Origin of the sequence: Streptomyces sp. NPDC005805 (assembly GCF_040630445.1) — a bacterium.
Classification (GTDB): Bacteria; Actinomycetota; Actinomycetes; order Streptomycetales; family Streptomycetaceae; genus Streptomyces.
Genome location: NZ_JBEXXN010000055.1, coordinates 36585 through 51165, shown reverse-complemented (window position 1 = coordinate 51165; position 14581 = coordinate 36585). Strand labels below are relative to the sequence as shown.

Annotated in this window: 17 protein-coding genes and 4 pseudogenes; 14 read left to right on the top strand and 7 right to left on the bottom strand. The window is 73.2% G+C overall.

What is annotated here, in order from left to right:
- A pseudogene (locus ABZ457_RS24955) lies at window positions 1-131 on the top strand (metal-dependent hydrolase); the annotation flags it as partial.
- On the opposite strand, the pseudogene ABZ457_RS24950 reads toward ABZ457_RS24955, so the two are convergent.
- The 3 genes and pseudogenes from ABZ457_RS24950 to ABZ457_RS24940 form a co-directional block, all read right to left on the bottom strand.
- Window positions 99-536: pseudogene (locus tag ABZ457_RS24950) on the bottom strand (C40 family peptidase); the annotation flags it as partial. The pseudogenes ABZ457_RS24955 and ABZ457_RS24950 overlap by 33 nt on opposite strands.
- A 584-nt stretch (window positions 537-1120) precedes the next feature.
- On the bottom strand, window positions 1121-1429 hold the full coding sequence (locus ABZ457_RS24945; RefSeq protein ID WP_359161198.1) for a hypothetical protein: 309 nt from the start codon (window positions 1427-1429) through the stop codon (window positions 1121-1123).
- Window positions 1430-1434: 5 nt separating this feature from the next.
- Complete coding sequence (locus ABZ457_RS24940) at window positions 1435-2049, bottom strand: ATP-dependent Clp protease proteolytic subunit (RefSeq protein ID WP_359161192.1); 615 nt, start codon at window positions 2047-2049, stop codon at window positions 1435-1437.
- A gap of 87 nt (window positions 2050-2136) precedes the next feature.
- Here ABZ457_RS24940 and ABZ457_RS24935 point away from each other — a divergent pair, with 87 nt between their 5' ends.
- Entirely contained in the window at window positions 2137-2415 is a 279-nt protein-coding gene (locus tag ABZ457_RS24935; protein ID WP_359161189.1) for a type II toxin-antitoxin system Phd/YefM family antitoxin, read from the top strand.
- A gap of 231 nt (window positions 2416-2646) precedes the next feature.
- Here the strand turns inward: ABZ457_RS24935 and ABZ457_RS24930 are convergent, their stop codons facing one another.
- A complete protein-coding gene (locus ABZ457_RS24930) occupies window positions 2647-3411 on the bottom strand; it encodes a hypothetical protein (protein WP_359161201.1) in 765 nt (254 codons plus the stop codon).
- A gap of 115 nt (window positions 3412-3526) precedes the next feature.
- Here ABZ457_RS24930 and ABZ457_RS24925 point away from each other — a divergent pair, with 115 nt between their 5' ends.
- The 8 genes and pseudogenes from ABZ457_RS24925 to ABZ457_RS24890 all read left to right on the top strand — a co-directional run.
- Complete coding sequence (locus tag ABZ457_RS24925; RefSeq protein ID WP_359161186.1) at window positions 3527-3697, top strand: SDR family oxidoreductase; 171 nt, start codon at window positions 3527-3529, stop codon at window positions 3695-3697.
- Window positions 3698-3925: 228 nt separating this feature from the next.
- Window positions 3926-4228, top strand: a complete 303-nt coding sequence (locus ABZ457_RS24920; protein ID WP_359161183.1) for an urease subunit gamma — start codon at window positions 3926-3928, stop codon at window positions 4226-4228.
- An 11-nt stretch (window positions 4229-4239) separates the two neighbouring features.
- Entirely contained in the window at window positions 4240-4551 is a 312-nt protein-coding gene (locus tag ABZ457_RS24915) for an urease subunit beta (protein WP_359161181.1), read from the top strand.
- Window positions 4544-6292: an urease subunit alpha gene (locus ABZ457_RS24910; protein WP_359161178.1), complete on the top strand. Its 1749-nt coding sequence runs from the start codon at window positions 4544-4546 to the stop codon at window positions 6290-6292. Before ABZ457_RS24915 ends, ABZ457_RS24910 begins: the two co-directional genes overlap by 8 nt.
- Window positions 6292-6978, top strand: coding sequence for an urease accessory UreF family protein (locus ABZ457_RS24905; RefSeq protein WP_359161175.1), 687 nt, complete (start codon window positions 6292-6294; stop codon window positions 6976-6978). Before ABZ457_RS24910 ends, ABZ457_RS24905 begins: the two co-directional genes overlap by 1 nt.
- A 58-nt stretch (window positions 6979-7036) precedes the next feature.
- Entirely contained in the window at window positions 7037-7717 is a 681-nt protein-coding gene (gene ureG, locus ABZ457_RS24900; RefSeq protein ID WP_359161172.1) for an urease accessory protein UreG, read from the top strand.
- 26 nt (window positions 7718-7743) lie between these two features.
- The gene (locus tag ABZ457_RS24895) at window positions 7744-8493 is read left to right on the top strand and encodes an urease accessory protein UreD (RefSeq protein WP_359161169.1); all 750 of its coding nucleotides are present in this window, start codon (window positions 7744-7746) and stop codon (window positions 8491-8493) included.
- Window positions 8494-8701: 208 nt separating this feature from the next.
- Window positions 8702-8914 (top strand): annotated as a pseudogene (locus ABZ457_RS24890) (alpha/beta hydrolase); the annotation flags it as partial.
- A 27-nt stretch (window positions 8915-8941) separates the two neighbouring features.
- Here ABZ457_RS24890 and ABZ457_RS24885 read toward each other — a convergent pair.
- From ABZ457_RS24885 to ABZ457_RS24875, 3 genes are all read right to left on the bottom strand, one after another.
- Window positions 8942-9670 carry a lysophospholipid acyltransferase family protein gene (locus tag ABZ457_RS24885; protein ID WP_359161167.1) on the bottom strand — a complete coding sequence of 243 codons (729 nt, stop codon included), beginning with the start codon at window positions 9668-9670 and terminating at the stop codon, window positions 8942-8944.
- Between the two features lie 175 nt (window positions 9671-9845).
- On the bottom strand, window positions 9846-10256 hold the full coding sequence (locus ABZ457_RS24880) for a hypothetical protein (protein ID WP_359161165.1): 411 nt from the start codon (window positions 10254-10256) through the stop codon (window positions 9846-9848).
- Window positions 10257-10477: 221 nt separating this feature from the next.
- Window positions 10478-11689: a S8 family peptidase gene (locus ABZ457_RS24875; RefSeq protein ID WP_359161162.1), complete on the bottom strand. Its 1212-nt coding sequence runs from the start codon at window positions 11687-11689 to the stop codon at window positions 10478-10480.
- A 415-nt stretch (window positions 11690-12104) separates the two neighbouring features.
- Here ABZ457_RS24875 and ABZ457_RS24870 point away from each other — a divergent pair, with 415 nt between their 5' ends.
- The 4 genes and pseudogenes from ABZ457_RS24870 to ABZ457_RS24855 form a co-directional block, all read left to right on the top strand.
- On the top strand, window positions 12105-12557 hold the full coding sequence (locus tag ABZ457_RS24870) for an SsgA family sporulation/cell division regulator (RefSeq protein ID WP_359161160.1): 453 nt from the start codon (window positions 12105-12107) through the stop codon (window positions 12555-12557).
- A 59-nt stretch (window positions 12558-12616) separates the two neighbouring features.
- Window positions 12617-13150, top strand: a complete 534-nt coding sequence (locus ABZ457_RS24865) for a DUF6153 family protein (protein ID WP_359161158.1) — start codon at window positions 12617-12619, stop codon at window positions 13148-13150.
- A gap of 85 nt (window positions 13151-13235) precedes the next feature.
- Window positions 13236-13895 (top strand): DUF305 domain-containing protein, encoded by a 660-nt coding sequence (locus tag ABZ457_RS24860; RefSeq protein WP_359161155.1) that lies wholly within the window; start codon window positions 13236-13238, stop codon window positions 13893-13895.
- 291 nt (window positions 13896-14186) lie between these two features.
- Window positions 14187-14581: pseudogene (locus ABZ457_RS24855) on the top strand (hypothetical protein); the annotation flags it as partial.

Here is a 14581-nt window from a genome sequence, read left to right as displayed (position 1 = left end):
GCAAGGTCTCCTTCGAGTGGGCGGACACGCCCCTGCACTGGATACCGGGCGACCCGTTCGCCACGCACACCGTCAACGTCCTGCATCTGCTGCTGGGCGAGTCGGACCACGTCGCCGGTTTTCGGCGAGTGCCAGATCCGGCCGCTGCCCGCGTAGATCCCGACGTGGTAGACGGACCCCCCGGAATGGAAGAACACCAGGTCCCCGTGTTTCCGGTTGTCCGACGAGACGCGTTTGGTGCGGTTGTACTGCTGCTGGGCCGTGCGCGGCAGGGACTTGCCCGCCTTCTTGTACGAATAGAGCGTCAGCCCGGAACAGTCGAAACGGTGCGGCCCGGTGGCCCCGTATCTGTACGGCGCCCCCTTCTTGGAGGCCGCCACCTGGAGTGCCTTGCCCGCGTGGCTGCTGGCGGCCTGTGCCTCCGGCGCCGCGCCCGGGAGAAGGAGGGAGCCGCCGACGGCGGCGACGGTCAGCGCCGAGACGACGCCCGTACGCGAGAACGAGAACGGGAACGGAAAGTGCAACTGCGCGGTCATGCGCAACCCTTCGTCAGCCGCTTGAGAAGGGTGACCTGTCGGGTTCGGACCGGCGAAGACGCCCGGCCGCCGAAGCGGCTTCACCCCAAGGAGCGGCCCGGGATCACCGGATCGCCCGTACTGCTGGGCCCTCCACTCCTGCCGAATGCACTTCTGTCGACCAGACATCCGGTGCGGCGGCAGGACTCAGCGTCCGCCCGGACCGCCCCGCCGTGGTGGCGGGGGCTTGTCGTCCCACGGATCCTGACCCACGCGTGCCGGAAATCCGAGCTGAAACGGCCGTTGTGAATTCCGCGGCTGATGGCCTGTTCGGGTGGACGAAGCGGTGGGTTGACCCGCTCGGGGGTGGCGGAATCATCGTCGTACCAGCATCGAAACCGTCGATTCGTCCAAATCGGTGGAACGGCCTCGGCAAGTGCGGAGGAGGGCGACATTTTCGCCGTGGCTCCACCGAACGGGGGAGGAACGCCGTGACCGCGTTGGCGGTTGACAGCAGCGGAACGCCCGTCAGATCCGTTCCCGGACGCCCCCGGAGGCGCGTTCGGCACCGCTACCGGCACCGCCGGCACCGATACCGGCACCGCTCACGGGGCCGAAGGGGGCGGCAGGGTCACGCGGTTGGCCCGCCGTTCACCGTCCAGCAGGCGCAGCGCCCGCGCGAGGGTCTCCGCGTAGACCTCGTGCTCGCCGTGCTCGTGCATCAGGGCGAGCGCGTCGCGCAGCGCCGTGGCCCGTGCCACCAGGGCCTGCGCGGCGCGCAGCGCGCCATAGGTGCGGTCCGCCCGGGCCGGGTTGATCCTCCCGAGCTGGTCGACCACGCCGAGATAGCCGTCCACGAACGCGGCTTCGGCGCGGGTGAGGGCGGGCAGCGGCGGCAACTCCGGTGGCAGCACACCGCTCACGGCGTCCGCCGGTTGGTGACCAGGTGGTCCACCAGCCCGTACGCGCGGGCCCCCTCGGCGTCGAGGAAGACGTCCCGCTCCAGATCGGCGGCGATCCGCTCGGCGTCCCGGCCGGTGTGCCGCACCAGCATCGCGGCCATCTGCTCGCGCAGGCGCAGCAGTTCGGCGGCGTGGATCTCCAGATCGGACGGCATCCCGCGCACCGGCTCGTCCGTCGCGGGCTGCCGCACCACGATCCGCGCCCCCGGCAGCGCGGTCCGCTTGCCCGGCGCCCCGGCGGCGAGCAGCACGGCGGCGGTGGAAGCGGCCTGCCCGATGCAGGTGGTGGCGACGTCGCAGGTGATCGTCGTCAGGGTGTCGTAGATCGCGGTCATGGCGCTGATCGGCCCGCCGGGGGAGTTGATGTACAGCGCGATGTCCTGCTCGGACGCCGCGTACTCCAGGTACAGCAGCTGGGCCACGACGTCGTTGGCGGCCGTGTCGTCGACCACCGTGCCGAGCATCACGATCCGCTCCCCGAGCAGCTTGGAGTACGGATCCGTCGTCCTGCTCCCGAGGCTCGTGCGCTCGGTGAACTCCGGGAGGACATGGCGGGCTGCGGGGCGGTGCATGGCATACCTCTTCCCTGGAACCGTCGGGCCGTCGCCGACCCATCTGTAAAAAATGTACAGGACGTACAGGCCGTTATGATGGGCAGCATGGCCTACGAGATTCCGGTGACGCAAGCCCGCGCAGAGCTCGCCGATCTGATCAACCGCGTCGTCTACGGCGGCGAACGCGTCGTCGTGACCCGCCACGGAAAACCCCTCGTGGCCCTGGTCTCCGCCGCCGACCTGGAACGACTGGAGGCCCCGGCGGACGAGGACGAGGTGATCACCTCCGTCTCCACCTACGGCCCCACCCCGTCCGCCGCGGGCGAACGCCCCCGCTTCGGCCTGGCGGCCGAACACCGCCCACCGGAAGAGCGCCGGCGCTGACGGGAGGGCGGGGCGGCGCTGTGGCGTTCGGGCCGTGGCGACCCAGCCGTTCGCGAGGGCGGGGCAGCGTACGGGGATGCGGCACCACACCCTGGCCGTCGCGATCGTCCGCGACCTGTGGGCCCTGCCCAACCACCCGCCCGGCCTGCGGCCGTTGGCCGAGTTCCTGGGGGTGCCGGCCGGTATCCGGAAATCAGCCCGTACGGGCGCGCGCAGACCCCGGGGCTGTAGTCAGGCGATGTCGGCGAGCCAGTGGCGGGCGCGGTCCTCCAGGGCCAGGGCAGGCCGGGCGCCGCGTCGGGTGAACTGCGCGAGGTCGCGGCGGATGCTTCTGACGGCGGCGACGGTCCGCGAGGAGCCGATCCCGGACATGTCGTCCAGGGCCTGGTTCCAGGTTGTGCAGGCGGCCTCGATCTGTCCCTGTCGCAGCAGTGCGTGACCTTCAGCGGCTGCGGAGAGTGCCGCGATGCGGCGGTGTCGGTCGCGGCCGTACCTCCTGCGGGCTGCGGCATGGTGGCGTTGTGCGGCTGCCCAGTCGCCGACTGCTGTGTAGATCCTGGCGGTGTGCGCGTCGACGGCGCCCACCGGCGTTCCCCACATCGAGGCCCAGCCCCTGAGTTCGTCAGTCGTCCCGGCGTGGGCAAGCTCCCGGGCGGCGGCCGCCTGGGCGCGGGCCGCCGTGATCTGCCCGGTTTCCGCGAGAGCGCGGGCGCGGCAAAGGCTCAGAACGTCCCTGGTCAGATAAGTGACAACGGTTTCGCGGCCGTGCTGCCCGCCGTGGCGCTCGTCGATGGCGGTGAACATGCGGGTCATGTCCTGGACGGCTTCGACTTCCGGGGCACCGGCCCTGCGGCCGGCCAGGGTGTGCGCGGTGCGCTGGGCGTATTCCCCTGCCACTCCGAGGGGGAGGGCGGCTGCGGCGACCGAGTAGGCGGCGGATGTGAGAAACGCGCGACGTTCGATATCGGCCCTCCCCAGGCTCTCCAGTGCTTCCACCGGATCACCTTCGACAGTAAGCCCGGTTGACGCCTTGTCGGTATCCCCTTCCGTCTCCGGGAGCCCGGCATCTCGCGGAGTGACCCGTCGTCCCAGCCTCCGCGAAAGAGCCTCGATGAGGAACGGGACGGTGGTCGGTAATGGCAGCGTGCCCTTGATCCACTGGGACACCTCGGACGCACGCCCTGTGGCCGATGTGGTCGCCTTTCTGCTGAGTGACGCGGCCCGCGCCGTCACCGGACAGGTACTGCACGTCGACGGCGGCTTCTCGGCGGTCGGCGCCTGACGGCGAGGACACCCCGCCGTATACGACGCCCCCCACCCCCGGCGCACGCCCCCCACGCCCCCGCGACCGCGAATCCCCCGCCCCCGCCCAAGGTCAGTTAACGCGACGGAAAAACTTCCGCCCTAACGTTCAACCCCTGGTCGTGAGATGCCCGCGCCTCGGTCAACGCCGTGGTGGGCGGGGTTAGGGTCCAGACGCCCGAGGGCCGGACGACAGTGAGGTGGACGCGTGCAACTCTCCCCGCACGAGCAGGAGCGGCTGCTCATCCATGTGGCGGCCGATGTCGCCGAGAAGCGCCGGGCGCGTGGGGTGAAGCTCAACCACCCCGAGTCCGTCGCGCTGATCACCTCGCACATCCTCGAAGGCGCCCGCGACGGGCGGACCGTCGCCGAGCTGATGGCGTCCGGGCGGAAGGTGCTCAGCCGGGACGACGTGATGGCCGGGATCCCCGAGATGATCCGCGACGTGCAGGTCGAGGCCACCTTCCCGGACGGGACCAAGCTCGTGACCGTCCACGACCCGATCGTCTGAGGGGCGGGCGCATGATCCCCGGTGAGGTCCTCTTCGGCGACGGGCCGATCCCGCTCAACGCAGGCGCCGAGCCCGTCCGCGTCACCGTCGTCAACGCCGCCGACCGGCCCGTGCAGGTCGGCTCGCACTACCACTTCGCCGAGGCCAACCCGGGCCTCGACTTCGACCGGGCCGCCGCCCGCGGGATGCGGCTCGCCGTCCCCGCGGGCACCTCGGTCCGCTTCGAACCCGGCATCCCCGTGGACGTCGACCTCGTGCCCCTGCGCGGCCGGCGGGTCGTCGCCGGGCTGCGCGGCGAGACCGGAGGCCCCCTCGATGACTGAGACGACCGAGACGCCCGAGACGACCGGACTGAGCCGCGCCGCCTACGCCGGCCTCTACGGACCCACCACCGGCGACCGCATCCGCCTCGCCGACACCGACCTCCTCGTGGAGATCGAGGAGGACCGCAGCGGCGGACCCGGACGCGCCGGGGACGAGGCCGTGTTCGGCGGCGGCAAGGTGATCCGCGAGTCCATGGGCCAGTCGCGGACCACCCGCGCCGAAGGCGCCCCCGACACCGTGATCACCGGCGCCGTCGTCATCGACCACTGGGGCGTCGTCAAGGCCGACATCGGCATCCGCGACGGCCGGATCACCGCCCTGGGCAAGGCCGGTAACCCCGACACCATGGACGGCGTCCACCCGGACCTGGTCATCGGGCCCGAGACCGAGATCATCGCCGGGAACGGGAAGATCGTCACCGCGGGCGCCGTCGACGCCCATGTCCACTTCATCTCGCCCACCGTCGTCGAACAGGCCCTCGCGACCGGCGTCACCACCCTCGTCGGCGGCGGCACCGGCCCGGCCGAGGGCACCAAGGCGACCACCGTCACCCCCGGCTCCTGGCACATGGCCCGGATGTTCGAGGCGCTGGAGGCGTACCCCGTCAACATCGGGCTCCTCGGCAAGGGCAACACCATGTCCCGCGAGGCGATGCACGCCCAACTGCGCGGCGGCGCTCTCGGGTTCAAGATCCACGAGGACTGGGGCGCGACGCCCGCCGTGATCGACGCCTGCCTCGGCGTCTGCGACGACACCGGAGCCCAGCTCGCGATCCACACCGACACCCTCAACGAGGCGGGGTTCGTCGGCGACACCCTCGCCGCCATCGGCGGACGCACCGTCCACGCGTACCACACCGAGGGCGCGGGCGGCGGCCACGCGCCGGACATCATCACCGTGGTCTCCGAGCCGTACGTGCTGCCCAGCTCCACCAACCCCACCCGGCCGCACACCGTCAACACCATCGAGGAACACCTCGACATGCTGATGGTCTGCCACCACCTCAACCCCTCCGTGCCCGAGGACCTCGCCTTCGCCGAATCCCGGATCCGACCCTCCACGATCGCCGCCGAGGACGTCCTCCACGACCTCGGCGCCATCTCGATCATCTCTTCCGACTCCCAGGCCATGGGACGGATCGGCGAGGTGGTCCTGCGCACCTGGCAGACCGCGCACGCCATGAAGCGGCGGCGCGGCACCCTCCCCGGCGACGGCCGCGCCGACAACCACCGGGCCCGTCGCTATGTCGCCAAATACACCGTCAACCCGGCCGTCGCCCAGGGCCTGGACCACGAGATCGGCTCCGTGGAGCCCGGAAAGCTCGCCGATCTGGTCCTGTGGGAGCCCGCGTTCTTCGGCGTGAAGCCCCAACTCGTCCTCAAGGGCGGCCAGATCGCCTACGCGCAGATGGGCGACGCCAACGCCTCCATCCCCACCCCCCAACCGGTGCTGCCGCGCCCGATGTTCGGTGCCCTCGGGAAGGCCGCCGCCCACGGCTCGTTCAACTTCGTCACCCGCAGCGCCATCGAGGACGACCTGCCCGGACGCCTCGGCCTCGCCAAGGAGTTCGTCCCGATCCGCAGCACCCGCCGGGTCACCAAGGCCGACATGCGGGAGAACGACGCCCTGCCACGCGTCGAGGTGGACGCGGACACCTTCACCGTCACCGTCGACGGGGAGGCGATCGAGCCCGCGCCGGCCGCCGAACTGCCCATGGCCCAGCGGTACTTCCTCTTCTGATGGCCACGAACCCCCAGACCGCTCCCGGCCGCGCCGCGCTGCTGGTGCTCGCCGACGGGCGGTTCCCCGCCGGGGGCCACGCCCACTCCGGCGGCGTCGAGGCGGCCGTGCAGGCGGGCCGGGTCCGGGACACCGCCGGGCTGGCCGAGTTCTGCCGGGGCCGCCTGCACACCACCGGGCTCACCTCCGCCGCCCTCGCCGCCGCGGCCGCCCACGGACACGACCCGCGGCTGCTGGACGCCGCCGCCGACGCCCGCACCCCCTCACCCGCGCTACGCGCCGCCGCCCGCAAGCTCGGCCGGCAGTTGATGCGCGCCGCGCGGGCGGCCTGGCCCGGACCCGAACTCGACGCCCTGGCCGCCGCGTTCCCGCGCGGCGCGCACCAGCCCGTCGTCCTCGGCACAGCGGCCCGCGCGGCCGGGCTCGGGCCGCTCGACGCCGCGTACTGCGCGGTGTACGAGACGGTCAGCGGCCCGGCGACCGCCGCGGTACGGCTGCTGAGCCTCGACCCGTTCCGGGCGACCGCCGTCCTGGCGCGGCTCGCACCCGAGATGGACGCGGTCGCCGAGCGGGCCGCCTCGGCGGCCGGGGGCGGGGTCGACGACCTGCCCGCGGTCTCCGCCCCGCTGCTGGACATCACCGCCGAACAGCACGCCGGCTGGCCGGTACGCCTCTTCGCCTCCTGACCCGCCGCGGACCCAGCCCGTCACCACGCCCGACCACCCCGGAACGAGGACGACCCCCATGCATCTCGGCCACCACCACGACGGACCGCCCGCGGTCGGCGCCGACGCCCACCGCCCCGACGGCACCCGCCGCGCCCTGCGCATCGGCCTCGGCGGACCCGTCGGCTCCGGCAAGACCGCCACCGTCGCCGCCCTCTGCGCCGCCCTGCGCGACACCCTCTCCCTCGCCGTCGTCACCAACGACATCTACACCCGCGAGGACGCCGAGTTCCTGCTCCGCAACGCCGTCCTCCCGCCCGAGCGCATCCAGGCCGTCGAGACCGGCGCCTGCCCCCACACCGCCATCCGCGACGACATCTCCGCCAACCTGGAGGCGGTGGAGGACCTGGAGGACGCGGTCGGCCCACTCGACCTCGTCCTCGTCGAGTCCGGCGGCGACAACCTCACCGCCACCTTCTCCAAGGGCCTGGTCGACGCGCAGATCTTCGTCATCGACGTCGCGGGCGGCGACGACATCCCCCGCAAGGGCGGCCCCGGCGTCACCACCGCCGACCTGCTCATCGTCAACAAGACCGACCTCGCGCCGTACGTCGGCTCCGACCTCGGCCGGATGGCGCGGGACGCCAAGGAGCAGCGCGGCGACCTGCCCGTCCTGTTCACCTCCCTGCGCGAGGAGCCCGGCGTCGGCCCCGTCGCCGACTGGGTCCGGGCCCGGCTCGCCGACTGGACCGCCGCCTGAGCCGGCCGCCGGTCCGAGCCGCTCCCATGGGAATCCACGCCACCGCCCGTATCGTCGCCGACCGCACCGGCCTGCCCGTCCTGACCGGTGAGGGCCCGCTCGCCCTGCGCCGCACCCGCTCCGACGGACCGGGCCTGCGGGTCACCGTCGTCGGCGCCATGAGCGCGCCCCTCGGCGGCGACCGGCTCGCGATCGAGGCCGAAGTGCGGGACGGGACCCGGCTCACCGTGGACTCCGCCGCCGCGACCCTCTCCCTCCCCGGCCGGGTGCCGGAACCGGCCCACTACGAGGTGCGCCTGACCGTCGGCGAGGACGCCGAACTGCGGTGGCTGCCCGAGCAGTTGATCGCGGTACGCGGCAGCGACCTGCGGATGCGCACCCGGGTCGACCTGGCCGCCGGGGCCCGCCTGGTCCTGCGCGAGGAGCAGATCCTCGGCCGGCACGGGGAGGAGCCCGGCACCCTCGCCACCCGGCTGACCGTCCACCGCGCCGGACGCCCGCTGTTCGACGGGGAGTTGCGCTGCGGGCCCGGCGCCCCGGGCGGCTGGGACGGGCCCGCCGTCCTCGGTGGGCACCGGGCCACCGGGCAACTCCTCGTCGTCGACCCGGAGTTCGAGAAGGAGCCGCCCGGTGTGCGGCAGCTCGGCCCCACGGCGGTCCTGGCACCGCTGGCCGGCCCGGGAGCCCTCGTCACCGCCGTCGCCGAGGACGCGCGGGCGCTCCGCGCGGTCCTGGACGAGGCACTGGCGCACCTCTCACCACGCTCCAACGCCTGACCCCCGCGCGCGGGGACCTGGCCCTGGACCTGCGGGTCTTCGGACGTGTGATGGCGCCTGACCCCCGCGCGGGGACCCGGCGCGGAAGCACGGCGTGCACCGCTGAGCGGGCGTGCCTCACCGGTATGGGTTCGGTAAAGAACGTCTGTGCGACCTGTTGTCGGGGAAGGTGCCGCGAACGGATCCCCGGGATTCCGACCGTCACCGATCCCAGGCGTGGAGCGCCCACCTCGCCGGTGACCCCCGGGCCCTGGTGGACGCGTCCGCGCCCGACCTCTCCGACACGGCGGGCAACATCGCCGCCGAGAACGGCAACGCGGTCTACACGGCCGTCGAGTGCGCGGACGCCAAGGGGCCGACGGACTGGCGGACCTGGGACCGGGACAGCACCCGCCTCCACCGGGACCACCCGTTCCTCACCTCCCCCGTACCCGCCCGGTTCCCCGGGTCAGCGTGTGCCGCGCCCCGGGAAGCGGCGGGGCCTCTGCTGCCGCTCGCGCTCCTGCTCCTCGGCCTTCACCTCGGCCGCGTAACGGTCCACGTACTCCTGGCCGGAGAGGTCGAGGATCGCGTACATGATCTCGTCCGTGACCGCCCGGATGACCGCCTTCTCGTTCTCCATCCCCTCGTACCGGGAGAAGTCCAGCGGCTCGCCGAAGCGGACCGTGACCCGCTTGATCTTCGGCAGCACCTGCCCGGGCGGCTGGATCTCGAAGGTGCCCACCATCGCGCACGGCACCACCGGCACGCCCGCCCTGAGCGCCATCACCGCCACCCCGACCTTGCCCTTGTAGAGCCGGCCGTCGTGGGAGCGGGTGCCCTCCGGGTAGATGCCGAGCAACTCGTCCTTCGTCAGCACCCCCAGCCCCTCGCGGATCGCCGCCTGCCCGGCCTCCTTGCCCGAGCGGTCCACCGGGATCTGCCCCGCGCTGCGGAAGAACGCGGCGGTCAGCCGGCCCTTCACGCCGGGGCCGGTGAAGTACTCCGCCTTGGCGAGGAAGGTGATGCGCCGCTTGAGGATCGCCGGCATCAGGAAGTGGTCCGAGAACGACAGATGGTTGCCCGCGATGATCGCCGCGCCCTCCGCCGGAACGTGCTCCAGCCCCTCGATCCTGGGGCGGAACAACAGCCGGAGCAGCGGCCCCAGGAGCACGTACTTGAGCACGTAGTAGAACAAGGGACCTCTCTCCGCCTCTGTGTCGGCGCCCTGTTCGTCCCCTGTTCGCCGGGTCCGTCGGGGGCGCCGTCCGTCGGTGATCGATCGTAGCCGGACCGGGCGCGCCTGAGGACGGTCGTGCGAGGGGTTCGGCCACCGCCCGGGCCACCGGCGGGGGTCTCCGGGTGGTTCCGGCTCAGCCGTGCGCGGCGGGCGCCGGGGACGCGTGGGCGGACGCGTCCGCCGCGAGCCGGCGCAGACCCCGCGCCGACGGGCTGCCGGGCTGCGCGGTCCACACGACGATGTGCTGCCCGGGGGCGGTGGAACTGGTCAGGGTGTCCCGGTCCAGCACGGGGGTGCCGGCCACCGGGTGGTGGAACACCTTGTGCCCGGTGCCCTGGACGGCGACCTCGCGCGCCTGCCACCAGCGCGGGAAGTCGCCGTGCGGGGCCATCCGGGCCAGGAGTCCGCGCAGGCGCGGGTCGTCCGGGTGGTGCGCGGTGTGCATCCGCAGATAGGCGACGCAGTCGCGGGCCCCGCCCGCCCAGTCGTCGTAGCGGGCGCGCTGCCCGAAGCAGCTGGTGATCGTCGAGGGCGGTACGCACATGGACTTCCACGACGTGCCCAAGTACGTCGACCGCGCCGTGTCCGAGGCGGCGCCCTTCTCCCGGGAGCGCCTCACCGGCGAACCGGTCGGGCCCGCCGAGCAGGGCTGAGACCGCCGACCGCGGCGGTGGCCCGCCCGGGGACGCGGATCGCGCCCCCGAGCGGGCCGGTGCCGAGCCGTGGCCCGTTGTCCGATGCCTGCGGCACCGGCTTGTCCGGTGCCTACGGCACGAGCTTCAGCAGTCGGTTCGGGGAGCCGGAGCCCGGGTTCGTCACCTTGCCCGGGGTGGAGCCGTTCACCAGGGCCGTGGCGACCTGGGCCGGGGTGGCCGAGGTGTGGTTGGCCAGGTAGACCGCCGCCGCGCCCGCCACGTGCGGCGTGGCCATCGAGGTCCCGGAGATGGTGGTGGTCGCGGTGTCGCTGGTGTGCCAGCCCGCCGTGATGGACGAGCCGGGGGCGAAGAGGTCCAGGACGGCGCCGTGGTTGGAGTAGCTCGCCCGCGCGTCGGTGCTGGTGGTCGCGCCGACGGTGATCGCCTCGGTGACCCGCGCCGGGGAGAACGAGGAGGCGTTGGCGTTGCTGTTGCCGGCCGCGACCGCGTAGGTCACCCCGCTCGTGATGGAGCGCCGCACGGCCGCGTCCAGGGTGGTGGAGACCCCGCCGCCGAGGGAGAGGTTGGCGACCGAGGGTCCGGAGTGGTTCGCCGTCACCCAGTCGATGCCCGCGATGACGCCCGCGGTGGTGCCCGAGCCGGAGTTGTTCAGGACCCGCACCGCCACGATCTTCGCCTTCTTGGCGACGCCGTAGGTCGAGCCCGCGATGGTGGTGGCGACGTGCGTGCCGTGGCCGTTGCCGTCCTGGGCGACGTTGTCGCCGTCCACCGCGTCGTAGCCGTTGACGGCCCGTCCGCTGATCTGGGAGTGCGAGATGCGCACCCCGGTGTCGATGACGTACGCGGTCACCCCGCTGCCCGCCGAGTCCGGGTAGGTGTATGTGCCGGAGAGCGGCAGTGAGGTCTGGTCGATGCGGTCCAGGCCCCAGGGGGCGTTGGTCTGGGTCGCGCCGACCCGCACGGTCTGGTTCTGCTCGACGGAGGCCACCGCCGGGTCGGCCGCGAGTCTGCGGGCCTCGGCGGCGGACAGCTCGGCCGTCCAGCCGTTGAGCGCGTGCCCGAAGGTCTTCTTCACCGTCCCGCCGTACTCGCGGACGAGGTTCCTGCCGCGGGCGGAGGCGGCCGTGAAGCCGGCGCCCTCGGTGAGCGTGACGATGTAGCTGTCCTCGACGGCGGTGGGGGAACCGGCGGCGAGGACCGTGCCCTCGGCGGGGGCCGGGGCTGCCTGGGCCGGGAGCGCCGTGAGTCCGCCGACGAGAGCGGCGGCCGTCAGCGCGGTGACGGCGACGGTAGGGGCCTTCCTGCTGCGCAGTCGTGCCATGGCGAGTGAGCCTCCTCTGGGCAGCGCGTGCCGGAGTGCGGCACATGCTGTGGGGGGTGCACGCGGTGTCGCGTACACGGCTTCGAGCGAGGGGTGCCGCTCTCGGCTGGAGTCGAGCTTCAAGCGCGGGCATGTGCAGGACAAGGTCGTTGACGGAGTGTCAACAACCTTGACATGTATGTGCAATCGGAAGGGTCGCTTCCGGCCAGAACCCCGCCACATCCGGCCTCTTCCGCGCCGGCCCGCATGATCCCGGCGGGAGCGGCGCCGGCACGGATGTGCCCGGAGTGTGTCCCCGGAATCACCGAATCCGCACGTTTCCGGGGGATGAGCCCGCCCCGGGCGGTAAACCGACAGGGACGGACGCGCCTGCCGTGACCGGGCGCGCGCGACGGACCGAGGGGCAAGGGGACCCATGGCAGACGACTGGCACACGGCGCCCCGCGCACAGCGCGCGGCGGACTGGCAGACCCACGTCCAGCAGATCCACCCCGCCGGGAGCGCCCCGGTCGAGGCGGTCTTCCGCTACACGGCGGACGACCCCTTCGCGGCACGCGTCGAGTTCCGGCGTCCCGGCCTCCCGCCGGTCACCTGGTTCATGGCGCGCGATCTGCTGGTCCGGGGTGTGCGGGTGCTGAGCGGTACCGGCGAGGTACGGCTGCGCCCCGTGCCCGGACCCGGCCGGGACGGCGTCGTCCATCTGCGCCTGGGAACGCCCCGGGCGCACGCCCTGTTCGTCGTGGACCGGTCCGGGCTCTCCCGCTGGCTCGACCGCACCTTCGCCCTCGTCCCGCGCGGCGCCGAGTCCTCGCACGTCGACTGGGACGCGGTCACCGGGCGGCTGCTGCCCGCCACCGAGGAGGGCTGACGTCCGGCAGGGGGTGGGCGGTGGACGGGGCAGCCGAGGCGGGTGCCTAGGATGCCCCCATGAGACGGCAGAGCGCGCAGCGGACCCGGAGTTCCCGGGCGCGGGCGCGTGTGCTGCTCGTCCTGGCCGTGCTCGCGGGCGTCCTCGCCATGCACGGACTCGCCTCCGGCACCGTCGTCTTCGCCACGCCGCACACCCTGTCCGGCAGCGCGTCCGCGACACCGGCCGGCGGTACGGAGCACGCACCGCGCCCGCACCGGGACCCGTCTCCCGCGCCCACCGAGCCCTCCGCGCACCCGTCGCACCCGTCACCCGGCGCCGGCCACGCCGACCCCGTCGCGGTGAGCGGCGACGCACACCACGACCGTGCCGCCACGGCGGACGCCCACGGCGCGGGGGCGGGCGGGCATGTGGACCACGCCGACCGGACCTGCGCCGCGAGCGGCCTCGGCGCCGCGCCCGTGCTCCCGGCCCTCCCGCTCGTCGGAGCGGACGGCCGGGCAACGGCGGCCGAACCGCCGACCGCCGCCACCGGGGCGTGCGAGACCCGCGCCCCGCCCTCACTGAGCCGGCTCCAACTCCTGCGCATATAGGGGCGCCCCGGCGCGCCCGGTCCTCCGGCCGGGCCGCCCCGCGAGGCATGTACCCATCCGTGCGCACCACAGGAGCAGCACCACCATGACCACATACCGTCCGACGATCCGCCGTGCCTCCGCCCGGGCGGCGGCCGCCACGGCCTGCGCCCTCGTCCTCGCCGCCTGCGGCGGCCAGGACGCACCGGCCGGACACAACGGCCACGACGCCCCCGCCGCCACCTCCTCGGCGCCCGCGTCCGCCTCCCCGTCCGCGTCCGGCCGGCACAACGCCGCCGATGTCGCCTTCGCACAGGGGATGATCCCGCACCACCGGCAGGCCGTCGTCATGGCGGACCTGGCCGGCACCCGGGCCGGTTCCCCCGAGGTCAAGGCCCTGGCCGTGGAGATCAGGAAGGCCCAGGGCCCGGAGATCAAGACCCTCACCGGCTGGCTGACCGCCTGGGGCGAGCAGGTCCCCGCCGAGGACGCGAACGGCCACACCGGCCACGGCGCTTCCGGCGCGCACGGAGCGGCCGGGATGATGACGCCCGAGGAGCTGGCCGGCCTGGAGAAGGCGACGGGGAAGGCGTTCGACACCGCCTTCCTGGAGCTGATGGTCGAGCACCACGAGGGCGCCGTCGCGATGGCGCGGACCGAGCGTTCCGACGGCGCCCACGGGCCCGCGATCGCGATGGCCCGCGACATCATCGCCTCCCAGAGCGCCGAGATCGCCCGCATGAACGCCCTCCTCGGCCGGAACTGAGCACCCCCGCGCGGGCGGTGGAAATCCGGGGTCCGCCGGTTCCGCCGCCCGCGCGGAGAGGGCTGTTCGGGCAGTCGACGGACCGTCAAACCTGGGCCCGGCGCGTCGTGCGGTCGGCCGGGTGAATATCCCGGGGACATCACTCAGGGAGCCCACTCGGTAACCCGGATGCCCGTCTCTCCGGTGGTGGGCGCGCGGGATCCGGCTGACGGTGATTCACGTCGCCACTGCGATCCGACGGTCCGGCACGGTGCCGGGTCACGCAGTCGCGGCGAAAGGAAAGGCTTCACCATGCGCTCTGCCCGCATTCTGCTCGCCTCGGCCGCCGTCACCGCGGCCCTCGGGATCTCCGCTCCCGCCGCCTACGCGCTCGCTCCCGCCGACGACCACGGCAAGGAGAGCTCGTCCAGTGACAAGAAGTGGGAGAAGGACGACCACGACAAGGACGACCACGACAAGGGCGGCAAGTACAAGCCGCACGGTGGCGTGCACGCCGGTGGCGGCGCGCTCGCCGGTGTGACGGGTGACGACTGGAAGAAGGACGACTCGGAGAAGAAGGGCGGCAAGTACAAGCCGCATGGTGGTGTCCACGCCGGTGGTGGCGCCCTCGCGGGTGTCACGGCCGACGACTGGAAGAAGGACGACAAGGACGACCACGACAAGGGCGGCAAGTACAAGCCGCACGG

Bases quoted from the DNA above. Each gene is read 5' to 3' on its own strand.
- ABZ457_RS24925 (WP_359161186.1), top strand. From the start codon at position 3,527: ATGAGGAACGGGACGGTGGTCGGTAATGGCAGCGTGCCCTTGATCCAC.
- ABZ457_RS24905 (WP_359161175.1), top strand. From the start codon at position 6,292: ATGGCCACGAACCCCCAGACCGCTCCCGGCCGCGCCGCGCTGCTGGTG.
- ureG (WP_359161172.1), top strand. From the start codon at position 7,037: ATGCATCTCGGCCACCACCACGACGGACCGCCCGCGGTCGGCGCCGAC.
- ABZ457_RS24910 (WP_359161178.1), top strand. From the start codon at position 4,544: ATGACTGAGACGACCGAGACGCCCGAGACGACCGGACTGAGCCGCGCC.
- ABZ457_RS24870 (WP_359161160.1), top strand. From the start codon at position 12,105: ATGGCAGACGACTGGCACACGGCGCCCCGCGCACAGCGCGCGGCGGAC.
- ABZ457_RS24875 (WP_359161162.1), bottom strand. From the start codon at position 11,689: ATGGCACGACTGCGCAGCAGGAAGGCCCCTACCGTCGCCGTCACCGCG.
- ABZ457_RS24935 (WP_359161189.1), top strand. From the start codon at position 2,137: ATGGCCTACGAGATTCCGGTGACGCAAGCCCGCGCAGAGCTCGCCGAT.
- ABZ457_RS24895 (WP_359161169.1), top strand. From the start codon at position 7,744: ATGGGAATCCACGCCACCGCCCGTATCGTCGCCGACCGCACCGGCCTG.
- ABZ457_RS24865 (WP_359161158.1), top strand. From the start codon at position 12,617: ATGAGACGGCAGAGCGCGCAGCGGACCCGGAGTTCCCGGGCGCGGGCG.
- ABZ457_RS24915 (WP_359161181.1), top strand. From the start codon at position 4,240: ATGATCCCCGGTGAGGTCCTCTTCGGCGACGGGCCGATCCCGCTCAAC.
- ABZ457_RS24860 (WP_359161155.1), top strand. From the start codon at position 13,236: ATGACCACATACCGTCCGACGATCCGCCGTGCCTCCGCCCGGGCGGCG.
- ABZ457_RS24940 (WP_359161192.1), bottom strand. From the start codon at position 2,049: ATGCACCGCCCCGCAGCCCGCCATGTCCTCCCGGAGTTCACCGAGCGC.
- ABZ457_RS24880 (WP_359161165.1), bottom strand. From the start codon at position 10,256: ATGTGCGTACCGCCCTCGACGATCACCAGCTGCTTCGGGCAGCGCGCC.